The organism is Burkholderia sp. BCC1047, from assembly GCF_902833155.1.
GTDB classification, from domain to species: Bacteria; Pseudomonadota; Gammaproteobacteria; order Burkholderiales; family Burkholderiaceae; genus Burkholderia; species Burkholderia sola.
In genome coordinates this window covers 134,139-148,252 of sequence record NZ_CADFEH010000018.1, presented here as the reverse complement: position 1 = coordinate 148,252, position 14,114 = coordinate 134,139, and the positions used below count along the sequence as shown (strand labels likewise).

Below are 14,114 nucleotides of genomic sequence, written 5' to 3'. Positions count from 1 at the left end.
CACGTCGATCACTCCGTTCCCCTGCCCGTTGCCGAGCAGGTCAGTGTTCTACGTGGGTCAATATTCGATGCAAATTACTGCGTAGGGTGGGTCAGGATTCCGTGCAAATCAACAAGGAGGGCACATGGGGGCATTTTCCGGCCAAGCCTGGTTGCCGCCTGCGCTTCCATCCGGCCTGACCGGCAACGATATCCTGTAACCCCGATGAGAATGATCATGGGCATTTTTCGTACTGTCGTTCGGTGGTCAAGCATATTCAGCTTGATGACTGTGTCGACAGCTTTCCTCGTTGCGTGCGGCGGCGGCGATTCAGGTTCCGGCGAAACGGGTGTCAGCAGTTCGGCTGTGTCGGACGGCAACACCGGAAATACCGCGATCGTTACGGTCGCGCGAGGCGTTGCACGCGTCGTCAACATTCCGACCGTCAACATCAAGATTTGTGCGCCCGGAACGTCACGCTGCCAGGTGGTGTCCAACGTGCTCGTTGACACGGCATCGTATGGCTTGCGGGTCGTACGCGATGCAATTCCAGGCGTCATCGACAGCCTGCCTAAAACGACCACAAGCGACGGATCGACGCTTTCCGAATGCGGCATGTTCGTGTCGAGTTATACGTGGGGCACGGTTCGAACGATTGACCTGTCGATTGGCGATGAACGTGCGAGTTCCTTGCCGGTGCAGATCATCGGCGATCTCGGAACGGACAACGTGCCAAGTTCCTGTACGAACGGGAACAAGGCTGTGAACTCGGCCACCGACCTTGGTGCGAACGGCATTCTTGGAATTGGTCCGGCGCCCTATGATTGCGGCGCAACCTGTGTGAAGGTCGCGTCGTTGAGCAACTACTACGCGTGCATGGACGGAAACGCGAGCTGCGCACAAGTCACCGTGCCGCTATCGCAACAGGTCAGCAACCCCGTCAGTCAGTTTGCCGCAGACAACAATGGCGTAATCGTACAAATGCCGCAGATTTCGGCAGACGGTCAGGAAAGCGCGACGGGCTCGTTGATTTTTGGTATCGGCACTCGAAGCAACAATGCATTTCGTGCCACCACGAAGCTGATGTCGACGACGACGGGTGATGTGCCGGGAGCATTTCTTTCCAGAAAGGTCACCGCGTTCTTTGATACGGGATCCAATGCGAATTTCTTCGATGACTCGTCGCAGATCACGTGTACCAGGAACACGCAATTCTATTGCCCGTCAACGACGACCACTTATGCCGCGACTCTGGTTGGTCTCGATGGCACGGCGAGCATGGTTTCCATCTCCGTCGCAAATGCAGATACGTTGTTCTCAAAAAATTCGACATATGCATTCAATGACGTCGCGGGTCACTTCGGATCGTCCTCTTGGCTCGATCTCGGCCTGCCCTACTTTTACGGCCGGACAATCTATTTTGGCCTGGATCGTTCGACGGAAGGCGGGTCTGCGCCTTACGTCGCATACTGATGCCTTGAGAGGGGCCGCCACTGATCGCGAACGAAATGCGACCACTCGCCCCTTCGCCGTCTCAATCCTTGCACTTATGCTGCGGCAGCACCCAAAGCATCCGCCCGACCGCCTCGGCCTGATTCCGCGAATGGGTCTTTTCATAGATCGCCCGTAATTGGGTACGCACCGTCGCCAGCGACACCCCCGCGCTGGCCGCACATTCATCAGGCGTCTTGCCGTTGATCAGCGCCTCAGCCACCGCCGCTTCGGCGCTCGACAAACCGAACGACTGCCGCAACTGTTGTGCGACGACGAGCGGGGCCGCGCCGCGTCGCCTGACCGTGATCAGCAGCGTCGCATCGCCGAACGTCGCATGGAGCGCCTGTCCGGACAGTGCCGCGATGCTGAGAAAAACTTCATGCGCGGCCACCAGCGTGCCCGAAAGCGCAAGGCTCTCGCTCTTGCGGGTCTTCGCGACACGCGTCAACGCCGCTTTGAGCGCATCGTTTTGCGGCGCGCTCGTCGCGCTCAGGTAGCCGTTCTCGAGCTTGAGGCAGGTGGCGGCGCGCAGCATCGAATCTGCCGCCCGGTTGGCGAAGACGACATGCGCGTGCCTGTCCAGCGCAAAGACGGAGAGGCCCAGTTCCTCCATCAGTTCGGCGCCGAGCATGGCGTCGCGATGCAGCACGCGCGCGTCCCGCCACAGGTTGATCGAGCGTTGCAGATGCCCGGCCATACCGGTCAGCGTCGCGCGTTCCTCCGGCGAATACGGCGCGCGGCCGTGCGCTCGCAGTAGCCCGAGCAGAATGTTGTCGCTGCCGGGGCGCGCGAAGCGAATCCCCATCAGGTAGCGAAATCCCGACGGAATCTGAAAGTCCTGGAAGAACTCGCTGCGTTCGACGTCGCGGTCGGTGAGGTGATCCTGACAGCAAACGAATTCGCCGAGCGGCGCGTTCTCGACGAAGCCGCGGCGTGGATCGAGCGCACCGTAATACTGTTCGTAGCGGGCGATGATCTCGTCGAATTCCGCGCGCGGCGAATAGATCGAGAATTGCGGGGCATTGCGCGCGGCGTCCCAACTGAACATGTGAAAAACGTTTGCGCCGAGCGATTCGGATACCCGATGAAAAACTTCGAGAAAACCGTCCGGCTGCAGCGCGGCCTCATAGAGGTCCCCGATGAGTTGGTCCCGTTGCATGCTTCCCCCGTCGCTTCGCGATCTTCGTATGTGGTTTTTGTCTGACGATATTGCTTCGAATACCGAATTTTCAGGATTTTTTTCAGGCTAACACAGGTTGTTTGCGTTTCATGCGGTGTTATTTGCCGATTTTCATCCACGTGAATGATGAACGCAAAAATCGGCTTTGCGAGAATCCCTGCCATCCAGCGTGCATGAGCGGTGCATATGACACGCATCAACCAGAAGGATGTCGGGGGAAACGCAATGAAACTCACGCCTGTCGTATCCGGTATTGCAGCGCTCGTCCTGTCGGCTTGCGGTGGTAGCGACAGTTCTTCGCCGTCGCCCGGGCAACCGGCGGCTCAGACGGTCAGCGGGGTCGCGGCGGCCGGCGCTGCGATGCAGGCCGCCACCGTGAAGCTGGTGGATTCGACCGGCAAGACGGTCGACTGCCCGGCCGATGTGTCAACCGGCTTGTTTCATTGCGCGGTGACCGGCTTGACCGCGCCTTTTGCGTTGTCCGCATACGGCAACGTCGCCGATTCGCAAGCCACGTTGATCGCACTCAGCGCCACGGCGGGCACGCAGACGATCAACATCACGCCGATCACGAACGCGATCGCCGCCACGATCGTCGGCGGCGATCCGACGAAACTGCTGGCCGACACCGGTTTGCTGCAAAGCAAGGTCACGGCCCAGGCCGTTGCCGGCACGGTGCAGGCGTATTCGACGGCGTTGGCCGACCTGCTGGCCGCCACCGGCAATACGGGTGTCGACCTGATTTCCGGTCCGTTGACCGCGGGTGCGCCGGGGCTCGACCGGTTGCTCGACCAGCTGAAGATCAACGTGCTGCCGGATGGCGGCGTCCAGATCAGCTCGGTGGCGGGCGCGTCCAGCGATACGCCGGTGCAGCTTCAGCTCGCGCCCGGCGTCGCGCCGCAGGCGAGCGACAAGGCCAGCCTGCCGGCCGCCGCGACGATCAATGGCGCGGTGGTGTCGAACCTGCCGAGCGCCAGCGATCTGGCGGCATTGCAGCACACGCTCAACCAGTGTTTCGCCGGCTCGACCGGCGCCGCGCGCACGGGCGGCGGCGTATCGGCGTGCGGCCAGATCTTCGTCGACGATGTCGCGTCCGGCGCGCTGAATGCAGGCGTGCCCGCCGCGTATCTGAACAACGGGATGTCGGTCGACCAGGAATTCGGTGCGCCGGCCGGCGGCACGCCGGGCATCGTGGCCGACGACGCGATGAACAACGCCAGCTTCAGCCTGCCGGAAGTCATCCGCGTCGTCGCGAGCGACACGATGTGGATCAAGCTCGCATGGACGCGCAGCGACGGCATTCGCGACGGCATGCAGCAACATGTGCAGCTCGCGGTGCGGCCGGGCAGTCTCGCGAATGGCGATACCGGCTGGCGCGTGATCGGCAACCAGCGCGCGGTATTGAGCAAGGTCAACGCGAATGCGCAGAAGTGGGACTGGTTGAACCCGGCCAATCCGTCGACGGGCACCAACGCGTTCGTCGATTCGCTGAACCTGCAGGTGGGCGCCGTCGATGCGGCCGGCACCGCGGTGGACTTCGCGATCGTCAACGGCCCCGGCTTGCGCAACGGCGTGTTCCTCCAGCCGTCGAGCGGCACCTGCGACACGCTGAACATCCGCGCGCAGATCGCCAGCGGGCAGACGCCGGCGCAGCTCGCCGCGCTGGCGAAGAGTGCGCAGTGCCGCAACAACTTCCGCCTGGCCGGCGTCGCGCAGGACCCGGCGAACCAGGGCCTGTTCACGTGGCCCGGCGACGCGCCGCGCAACAATACCGCGTGGGCGAAGCCGCAACTGAGCGCCGCCGAGCTGGCCGACATCAAGCCGTTCAGTGCCTATACGATCGACGTCTACCAGAACGGCAACACGTCGACGCCGGCCAGGCACTACACGGTGCGCTTGCGTACGCCGTCGCCGTCGCCCGATGCGCTGCGTCAGTACGCGTGGCACGACCTCGCGCAGTCCACGCGCGACAAGCTGACGCCGGGCTCCGCCGCCACGTTCGCGGGCGGCGCGACCTTCCCGCTGGCGTGGACGTCGAAAGCGGGGCTGCCGTTCGTCAAGCGCGGCAACGTGCAGATTCGCGCAACCGCGACCGGGCAGTCAGTGGCGACGTTCGTCAACGGTACTGCATCGGCGCCGCTCGTCCAGCCGGGTGCGGCGGTGACGCTCAACGTGCCGGGCGATCAGGGCGTCGCGTTCCCGTCGGTGGCCGGCTGGGGCGGCAGCACGGACTTCTCGTTCGTGAGCCTGAGCTGGTCCGATCCGGGCGACACGGCTTTCACCGAGTCCTTCGAGTACGACCGCTAACGGGCAGCCGGGCCGATGCGTGCGGCGAACGCGCGGCCGGCGGGACGATTCGCGACCCCGTCGGCGCGTTTCCGCTCGCCGGCCTTGGCGTGATGTCGGAGCCCGTCCGTGCGCTCACACGGCATGGACGGGTATCGGGATGTCGGCGGATGAGCCGCTGCGGCGCATGCCCCGGCGACGATGCGCGCTACCAGGCCGCCGCCACCCGTGCCTTCAGACACTTGAACCCCAGCCTCACGGCGCCGACGCCGCCCGCGACCGGAATCCGCGGCAACAGAAACGGATCGTCGTTCGCACCGGCACATCCGCGCCGGGTCGTCGTCGCATTGCCGTAACCGGCAGCGATGACCTGATCGCGCACGCGCGCATCCAGATCACCGTACGGATAGCAGAACGATTCGACGCATTGGCCGCTCAGCCTTTCGAGTTTCCGTTTCGACTCGGTGAGCTGAAAGTCGGAGACAGGCGCCGGCACATACGACAGTGCGACGTGATCGAGCGTATGCGAGCCGATTTCATGACCGTGATCGCGCCACGCGAGCATGTCCTCGCACGTCATCAGCGGCGAGCGCGCAGTCGGCGCGCCCGCGTCCCAGTCGTTCGCGCCGCCGAACCGGCCGGCGACGAAGTAGCACGTCGCGGTGAACCCGAGCGCGTCGAGCACGGGCATTGCATGCGTGAGCACGTTGAGAAAGCCGTCGTCGAACGAAATGCCGAAGACCTTGCCCTGCCGCTCCCCGCGCAGGTACGGCTGCAGTTCGCGCACGCTCAGGCCGCGATAGCCGAGCCGCCTGAACAGCGTCATCTGGCGGCGGAACGCGTCGGGCGCGACGCTCAGGCCGCGCAGCTGGTCGGTCGGCGGCGGCAGCGGGCGGATCTGGTGATACATCAGGATCGGATAGCGTGAGGTGCGCGCAAGCATGGGTGGATCGCAGGAAGGCGGGATTAAGCGGCCTTGCGGAAAATCCGCAGGGTCTTGAAGTCGCACTCGTGCGTGCGCAGGTCCCAGTACTTCTTCCGGATATTCATGGCCATTTCGTGGTTCTGAACGGGGTCACCCAGCGCGACGGGTTGTGTCGAACCGATTTCTGATAGACGGAGAGGGTCGCGTCGATGAACGCATCGAACGAGAATTCGCGGCGGCCTTTCAGCCGCGCGCTGCGCCCCATCGCACGGATGCAGCCGGGTGCCTGCACGATCGCGCGCAGGATCGCTTCGATCGCTGCGGGCTCGCGCGGCGGGACAACCCAGCCGTCCACGCCCGGTTCGACGTTTTCGGGCAGCCCGCCCACCCGCGTCACGATCGCGGGGCAGCCGAGCGACATCGCTTCGCGGCATGCATACGACAGGCTCTCGTGGTACGACAGCACGAACGACACGTCGATGATCGAGAACGGCGCGCGCACATCGTCGAGGCGCCCGGTGAACGCGGTGCGCAGCGCCATGCCGTGCCGCGCGAGCTGCTCGCGCTGCTCGCGGGACGGCTCCGCGCCGACCAGCAGCACGCGAAACCGCTCGCGCTCGGCTTCGGGCAGGCGGCCGAGCGCCGCGATCAGGTCCATCCAGCCTTTTTCGGGCGCGGTGCCGGCGCTGCTGCCCAGCACGATCGCGTCCGCGCCGGATGCCCCGAACAGCGCGATCTTGCGGCGGCGGATCTCGTCGGCCGCCAGTCGTTCGGCAGCCGGCCGGCGCACGCCGTGCTTGACCACGGTGACGTTTCCGTACGGCGAGCGCAGCGCGAGCATGCTCGCGACGTAGTCGCTGACCGCGATCGTGTGGTCGGTGGCGAGCCGGGCGCGCAGCAGGTTGCCGAAGCTGTCGGCGCGATAGGTGTTGTGCTTGGTCAGCACGACCGCGGGTCGATACCGGCAGCCGAGCAGCGCGAGCATCACCTGCCGGTGATCGGCGGACCCGTTCACGTGGATCACGTCGAAGCGCTCGGCGGCGATCCGCTGGCGCAGCCGCAGAATCTCCCGGCACAGCCGGTTCCAGCGCGGCTTGAATTCCATGTCGAAGATCGCCACGTCGGGACTGTCCTGCAGGAGTCGCGACAGGCGGCTGCCTTCCGGCGACGCCACGGTCACGCGGTGATGGCGGCTCATCGCGACCGCGAGATCGCGGACGTAGGTGTCCTGGCCGCCGCCGTAATCGCCGTGGAAGTTGGTGTACAGAATGTTCATCACGATGCAGCTTTTTTTCGGTCATTCATTTCGAAGGATTGCTGATGAAATGAATGACTCGACCTGATGGAAGCAATGACGTGAACGCGGTGCCGCGTTTCCGGCTCGAGATTGCGTGTTGGCGTCAAGCGCCGGCGTCAACGCGAATCATTTCCAAATATTACAGATCGGTTACGTGCCGTAGTGTCGATGTCTGCGCATCTTTGTGAGAATGTGTCGCGATCGCTGCATCGTGTCGCGTCGTGCGCGACGACACGCCCTTTCCCGACGACATCAGGACGCAAATCAACCGGCGCGGCTTTCGGAATTGAAAGCTGGTGCGCCATTTGCGTTAGAATGCCCCCCCTGTCCGCCCGGGTGACCGCCGGAGACCGCCCGCAGCGGACAGATCGCCCGCATGGCGACACAGGTTTCGATTCGCAGCCGGACGCGAATGATTGGCCCGCCGTTAGCAACATACGCTTTGTAATTTGGACGACTAATGAAGAAGAAACACAACATTACCAAGTACATCGTTGTCGCGATGATGCTTGGTATTGCCGTGGGTTACGCGTGCCATAGCGCGTTTCCCGACCCGAAGATGGCGAAGGAAGTCGCCGGCTACGTATCGCTGCTGTCCGACATATTCCTGCGCTTGATCAAGATGATCATCGCGCCGCTGGTGTTCGCGACGCTGACCGTCGGCATCGCGCAGATGGGCGACGGCGGCGCGGTGGGCCGCGTGGGCGTCAAGGCGTTCGGCTGGTTCGTCATCGCGTCGTTCACGTCGCTGCTGCTCGGCCTGCTGACCGCGACGATCCTGCAGCCAGGCAGCCACCTGAGCCTGCCGCTGCCGCCGTCCGATGCGGCGCTCAACCTGAAGACGGGCGCGTTCACGCTGAAGGATTTCGTCGTGCACCTGGTGCCGAAGTCGATCGCCGAGGCGATGGCGAACAACGAAATCCTGCAGATCGTCGTGTTCTCGATCTTCTTCGGCACCGCGCTGTCCGCGCTCGGCGAAGCGGGCAAGCGCCTGACCGGCGTGATCGACGATCTCGCGCAGGTGATGCTGAAGGTGACGGGCGCGGTGATGGGGTTCGCGCCGGTCGCGGTGTTCGCGGCGCTGGCGTCGACGATCACGACCGAAGGGCTCGGCATCCTGCTCACGTTCGCGAAGTTCATGGCGAGCTTCTATCTGGCGCTCGCGCTGCTGTGGGCCGTGCTGACGCTCGCCGGCGTGACGTTCCTCGGCAAGCGTGCGTTCACGCTGCTGCGGCTGATCCGCGAGCCGTTCCTGCTTTCGTTCGCGACGGCGAGCTCCGAGGCCGCGTATCCGAAGCTGCTGGACGCGCTCGACCGCTTCGGCGTGAACCGCAAGATCTCGAGCTTCGTGCTGCCGATCGGCTATTCGTTCAACCTCGACGGCTCGATGATGTACTGCACGTTCGCGGTGCTGTTCATCGCGCAGGTGTACGGCATCCATCTGCCGCTCGGCACGCAGATCACGATGCTGCTGATGCTGATGGTGACGTCGAAGGGGATGGCCGGCGTGCCGCGCGCATCGCTGGTCGTGATCGCGGCGACGCTCAACCAGTTCAACCTGCCCGAAGCCGGGTTGCTGCTGATCATGGGCGTCGACATGTTCCTCGACATGGGGCGCTCGGCCACCAACGCGGTCGGCAACTCGATCGCGGCGGCCGTGGTCGCGAAATGGGAGGGGCAGCTCGACGCGCCGCGCGACGACGACGATTCGGACGGCGCGCGCGTAGCCGAAGTGAAGGTGCGTGAAACGTCGGCATGATGCACTGCAACGCGGCGGTGCAACGCCGCGTTGCCCGACCCGCGACACATGATATGCGCCGGCCTGGATTCGATACGGATTCAGGCTGGCGATTTGCGTTGGGCGCAGTAGCTTTTTCGATACTTCCGAAATGGCATTCGCCGTTTCAATTGATCGACGTCAAATTGGCGGCGATATTCCGTCAGGCAAGTGCCTGATTCTCCCGATTCCCGATCCGGCGCGTAAGTGACCATTCACTGACGCATAGTCGCGCTCATCGAAAGCGCGGGCGATTCGCAATTTTTTTCGATTTATATAACGCTATTCTCGCCCTGCGCATTATCGAATGCATGCCGTACGTCATACCGACCGCGCCGGATGATTCGGGGAAGAATTTACATCTCGCGGATTTCAAGCCATCTAGCCGGCCGATCCCTTATGTGAGTGTTTGCCCCGTTCAGGAGAGCATCCGTCATGGTCGCCAGACAACGAATCCGGGCCGCGCTTGTCGCCGCGGCAATCGCCGCATTTGCGCCCCCTACGCACGCAGCCAACACCACCGACTGGATCGCGAACACGTACGGCACGCTCGCGGCGCACGTCGGCAACGTCGCGCGCGCGATGTGGGTCGCGCCCGAAGGCGTGATCTACACCGCATCGATGTGGGACGAGGATGAAGGCGGCGTCGCGATCTACCAGAACGGCAAGAGCCTCGGCTCGATCGGCGCGCATTCGGAATTCCAGGGCAGCGCGATCACCGGCAATGCAACGTCGCTGTTCGTCGCGCTGCAGCCGGGCAAGACGTACGGCAGCGGCGCGGTGGGGCGCTACAACCGCGCGACCAAGTATCGCGACCTCGTGATCCAGATCAGCGCCGCGACCAACCAGCCGCGCATCGACGTCGTCACCGGGCTCGCGACGGCTGGCTCGTTGCTCTATGCAAGCGACTTCTACGGCAATCGCGTGCGCGTGTTCACGACCGATGGCGTGTGGCAGCGGGACATCGCCGTGTCGGCGCCCGGCGCGCTTGCGGTGGACGGCGCGGGCAACGTGTGGGTCGCGCAGAAGCGTGCCGGCTCGATCGTCGGCTTCAGCCCCGCCGGCGCGCTGCTGAACACGATCCGGATGCCGGCCGGTTCGCAACCGTCGGCGCTGTATGTCGATACGGCGGCCGGGCAGCTGCTGGTGGGCGACGAAGGCCCCGACCAGAACATCAAGCGTTATTCGATCTCGGGCCGGCCGGCGCTCGCCGGCACGTTCGGCGTGCGCGGCGGCTATCTCGACACGACGACGGGCATCAAGGGGCAGGTCGGCGCGCAACGCTTCACGCGCATCGCCGGGATCGGCAAGGACACCGGCGGCAACCTCTATGTGCTCAACAACCCGTGGGGCGGCAGCTGGGATCTCGGCCGCAACGGCGCGACCGACATTCATGCGTACGGCAGCACCGGCAACCTGCGCTGGACGCTGCAGTCGCTGAACTTCGAAGGCATCGCCGCGTCGGACCCGGTCACGGACGGCGCGCTGTTCTACGGCGGCACGCACATCTACAGCGGCAGCGCGGGCGGCAAGTTCGTCGCGAACACCGTCGATCCGTTCACGTATCCGTCGGACCCGCGCATCAACATGAGCGACACGCAGCGCGACGAACACTTCGGGTTGCTCACGTCGGTCGGCGCGAACCGGATCCTCGTCGCAGCCGGCCAGAATCCGCCGGTCTTCTACTTCTATCACTTCAACGCGGCGAACGGCTACATCGCGATCCCGGACGGCTCGCTTCCGGGCCCCGCGTTCAACACGACGCAGCGCGTGACGGGCGGCTTCAGCGTCGACAGCCAGGGCGGCATATGGGCCGGGCTCGACAAGACCGGCGCGATCACGCATTACCCGCTGACCGGCTTCGACGCGAACGGCAAGCCGTCGTGGGGGCCGGGCGTCGCGACCCGCATTCCGGCCAGCATCCTGCCGCTCACGCGCATCGTCTATCTCGCGGACAGCGACACGATGGTGCTCGCGCAGGGCGCGGTCGGGACCAATGACTGGACGTCGATCGGCACGCGCATCGAGGTGTATCACGGCTGGCGCGCGGGCAACACGACGAAGCCGGACCCGGTGATCACGCTGCCGCACAGCGGCGCGAAATCGATCGACGCGGCGGGCAACCACCTGTTCGTCGGCTACTGGTTCAGCAGCAGCGGGCCGCTGTGGCCGAACGTCGACGCGTTCAACCTCAGCACCGGCAATCTCGACACGACGCTGATCAACGCGAGCCCCGCGACCGTCGACACCAGCAGCGCGATCGATGCGATGTACAGCATCCGCGCGTACCGCCGCTCGAACGGCGAGTACGTGGTGATGAAGAACAACGTGAAGGGTAACAGCATCACCGTGTACCGGTGGACGCCGTGACGGTTTGAACGTGCGGCCGCCTTGAGCAGCGGCCGTAGTCGCGAAGTCGTGAAAGCGATCGTGCGCGCAATCGATGCGATTCCGCGGGATTGTTGCGCAACGCGCACGCAATGAACCGCGGGCACCATGCGCGCGGCGCCGTGTCGGATCCGCTTCCCGAACCTCCCGACGTGGAAATGCGGTTCCGTGCACAATGGCAGCGACCCCCGCAGACGGTGTGCGGGCGTGCACGATGAACCGGCGCGGCTACCCCTGCCGCGTTTCTTATGCTCGAAGCGACCCAACCGATGAAGATGAAAACGACACCGAATCGCCTGTTGACGATCGTCGCGCTGGCCGGCGCACTGAGCGGCGCTGCCCACGCGCAGACGGCCGCGACCGTCGCGACCGTCAACGGCACGCCGATCACGCAGGCCGACGTCGATACGCTGCTGCGCGCGTCCGGGCAGCCCGATTCGCCGCAGATCCGTCAGGCGATCAAGAATCAGCTGATCACGCGCGTGCTGGTTCAGCAGGCGGCCGAGAAGGCGAACTACGCGGACAAGCCCGAGGTCAAGGCGGCGATGCAGCAGGCGAAGGCGACGGCCGAGGTGCAGTTGTACCTGCGCGATAACGTGAAGCCGGAGCCGGTCACCGACGAGCAGGTCAAGGCGCGCTACGACGAACTCGTCGCGGCGCTCGGCAAGAACGAGTACAAGCCGCGCGTGATCGTCGTCAAGGATCCGGTGGCAGCGGCGACCGTGCTGAGCGAACTGAAGGCGGGCAAGTCGTTCGACGGGCTGGCGCGCCAGTACAGCCTGGCGCCGAGCCGCGATACCGGCGGCGAGCTGCCGTGGGTGAGCTTCAACACGCCGGCCGCGGAAGGCAAGACGGCCGGGCTGCCGCTGCCGGTCGCGCAGGCGCTCGAGAAACTGCCGGTCGGCGCGGTGACGAAGGATTCGATTCCGGTCGATGGCGCGCGCGCGATCGTGAAGCTGGATGCGAAGCGGCCGACGCAGGTGCCGGGTTTCGAAACCGCGAAGCCGACGCTTCAGCAGCAGTTGCAGGCGATCGCGGCCGAGAAGGCGAGTGCGCAGATGATCGGCAATCTGCTGAAGGACGCGAAGATCACGCAGTAACGGGGTAATGCGGCGGTGTCGAATCGCCGCGCGTCACGCGCGCCAGAGCATGTTCGCGCTGGTGTCGGTCTCCGACGCGACGCGGAAGCCGAGCCGTTCGTAGAGCCGCCGCGCCGGATTGCCGTGCAGCACGCTGAGCGACACCGGCACGTGCGCGCGTGCGGCGTCGGTCAGCAATGCGTACAGCACGGCCTCGCCGATTCCGTGGCCTTGGCGCGCGGGAAGGATCTGGATCTGATGGAGGTGCCATTCGCCGGCGTCGCGCGTCACCTTCAGCAGGCCGATCGCGTCGGCGCCTTCGCAGACGATCATCGCATCGTCGAAGTTCGCGCGGATGCGCCGGTCGTGCGCGTCATCGTCGGTCGGCGCGCCGACGCGCTGCAGGTGCTCGGTCATCGTGAGTCGACGGAGCGTCAGCAGGAACGGGAGATCTTCCTCGGAAGCAGCACGCAGATGGATCGCCGGTTTCATGAGTGATGAGCGGTTGCGTCGGGCGCGAGGCCACGGCGTGGCTCACAGGCCCGACAACGGAATCTGCAGGCCGGCCGGACGATGTTCGAGGACATTGGTGACCTCGTATTCGGTTTTTGCTCCGTCCGAAGTTTGCCACTGCTGCATACGGACATTGCACAACAGCACGTCGCCCTTGCTGAAACTGATCTGGCTGTTGTTCACGCGCGACAGGAAGCCGGCATCCGAGATCGTCGCGTGAATCGTCGACGTGCCGTCGTACAGTCGCCACTTGTCGTCGTCCTTGAATGCGAGCGACACGATCGAGAACGCCATCTTGCGATGCTCGTCGAGCAGCAGCGCATCGGTTGGCTCCGGCGCGTGAAACCATGCGATCTCGTTGCGGGCGACCGTCTCGTACACCTCGGTATCGGTGCCGGCCGCGAAAATCTCGATGCCTTCGCGCGCGAGCGGTGCCAGCACTTGCGCGGTTGCACGGCGAACGCGGACATCGCGCAGCAGCGTGAGCACGGGCAGGTCGATTTCGAGTGTGTCGCCGTCGACGTCCAGCACCGCGGTGTGGTCCTGCATCCGCACATGCGTGATCTCGCGCCCACGCAGCCATTTGAGCACGGCGAACAGCCCCTTCCTCGCCCTGGGCGCGGCGATGCCGAGCGCGCTCAGGATCGTCACCGCATTGGCGAGCGCCGTGCCTTCGCTGCCGCTCAGCATGTCGCGCATGCGGCCGAGCAGCGAGGTCGCGAGCGTGAAGTCGATGCCGAAGCTGCCGGTCTTGAAGCTGCCGCGCACGTTGACCTGCGGCCGGACCTGATCGCCGCACAGTGCGCGCGTCGACGCGTCGAGCAAATCGCCGAAGGCGAGCAGCGCGGGCGCGAGTTCGCGCACGTCCATCTCTGACGATTCGAGCGTGGGCCCGTCGTACGTGATGCGAAATCGGCTCATGGCGTCGACGGGGCCGATATCGGCCGGGCCGGTACTGTTTTCATCGTGTGCGGTCATGTCGAGTGCTGGCGGGAGAAATGGACGATACCCGAAACGAACGCTTTCGGATGTCCTTCATGTTGAACGCGCATGACCGTTTGCGGGCGATTTTGGCCATCCGGACAAGACGGCTTTCCGACATGTCCCGATAGCGACCGGCAAGCAACGAACTTTGCCGGTCCCGTACATGCGGTGAACGCGGCGATGGCGCGGCGGAGGGCGCGGCGGGATCCGGA

Annotated in this window: 10 protein-coding genes and 1 pseudogene; 6 read left to right on the top strand and 5 right to left on the bottom strand. The window is 64.7% G+C overall.

Features of this window, described 5'->3' with window-relative positions:
- Positions 1–109: 109 nt before the first annotated feature.
- A pseudogene (locus tag HWX55_RS19720) lies at positions 110–199 on the top strand (DUF2844 domain-containing protein); the annotation flags it as partial.
- 17 nt (positions 200–216) lie between these two features.
- Positions 217–1,452 carry a DUF3443 domain-containing protein gene (locus HWX55_RS19715; RefSeq protein ID WP_244140604.1) on the top strand — a complete coding sequence of 412 codons (1,236 nt, stop codon included), beginning with the start codon at positions 217–219 and terminating at the stop codon, positions 1,450–1,452.
- Positions 1,453–1,513: 61 nt separating this feature from the next.
- On the opposite strand, the gene HWX55_RS19710 is transcribed toward HWX55_RS19715, so the two are convergent.
- Positions 1,514–2,632: a LuxR C-terminal-related transcriptional regulator gene (locus HWX55_RS19710; RefSeq protein WP_175976961.1), complete on the bottom strand. Its 1,119-nt coding sequence runs from the start codon at positions 2,630–2,632 to the stop codon at positions 1,514–1,516.
- Positions 2,633–2,878: 246 nt separating this feature from the next.
- On the opposite strand from HWX55_RS19710, the gene HWX55_RS19705 reads away from it, so the two are divergent.
- Positions 2,879–4,960 carry a hypothetical protein gene (locus HWX55_RS19705; RefSeq protein ID WP_175976960.1) on the top strand — a complete coding sequence of 694 codons (2,082 nt, stop codon included), beginning with the start codon at positions 2,879–2,881 and terminating at the stop codon, positions 4,958–4,960.
- 187 nt (positions 4,961–5,147) lie between these two features.
- Here HWX55_RS19705 and HWX55_RS19700 read toward each other — a convergent pair whose 3' ends face one another.
- Together HWX55_RS19700 and HWX55_RS19695 are read right to left on the bottom strand one after the other, a co-directional pair.
- Positions 5,148–5,882, bottom strand: coding sequence for a polysaccharide deacetylase family protein (locus HWX55_RS19700; protein ID WP_175976959.1), 735 nt, complete (start codon positions 5,880–5,882; stop codon positions 5,148–5,150).
- A 103-nt stretch (positions 5,883–5,985) separates the two neighbouring features.
- Positions 5,986–7,140: a glycosyltransferase gene (locus HWX55_RS19695; protein WP_175976958.1), complete on the bottom strand. Its 1,155-nt coding sequence runs from the start codon at positions 7,138–7,140 to the stop codon at positions 5,986–5,988.
- Between the two features lie 481 nt (positions 7,141–7,621).
- Here HWX55_RS19695 and HWX55_RS19690 point away from each other — a divergent pair, with 481 nt between their 5' ends.
- From HWX55_RS19690 to HWX55_RS19680, 3 genes are all read left to right on the top strand, one after another.
- On the top strand, positions 7,622–8,920 hold the full coding sequence (locus HWX55_RS19690) for a dicarboxylate/amino acid:cation symporter (protein ID WP_175976957.1): 1,299 nt from the start codon (positions 7,622–7,624) through the stop codon (positions 8,918–8,920).
- Between the two features lie 453 nt (positions 8,921–9,373).
- Positions 9,374–11,308 carry an SMP-30/gluconolactonase/LRE family protein gene (locus tag HWX55_RS19685; RefSeq protein ID WP_175976956.1) on the top strand — a complete coding sequence of 645 codons (1,935 nt, stop codon included), beginning with the start codon at positions 9,374–9,376 and terminating at the stop codon, positions 11,306–11,308.
- A gap of 287 nt (positions 11,309–11,595) precedes the next feature.
- Positions 11,596–12,426 (top strand): peptidyl-prolyl cis-trans isomerase, encoded by an 831-nt coding sequence (locus HWX55_RS19680; RefSeq protein ID WP_175976955.1) that lies wholly within the window; start codon positions 11,596–11,598, stop codon positions 12,424–12,426.
- Between the two features lie 33 nt (positions 12,427–12,459).
- On the opposite strand, the gene HWX55_RS19675 is transcribed toward HWX55_RS19680, so the two are convergent.
- Entirely contained in the window at positions 12,460–12,897 is a 438-nt protein-coding gene (locus tag HWX55_RS19675) for a GNAT family N-acetyltransferase (protein WP_175976954.1), read from the bottom strand.
- Positions 12,898–12,939: 42 nt separating this feature from the next.
- Positions 12,940–13,896, bottom strand: coding sequence for a hypothetical protein (locus HWX55_RS19670; RefSeq protein WP_175976953.1), 957 nt, complete (start codon positions 13,894–13,896; stop codon positions 12,940–12,942).
- Between the last annotated feature and the right edge of the window lie 218 nt (positions 13,897–14,114).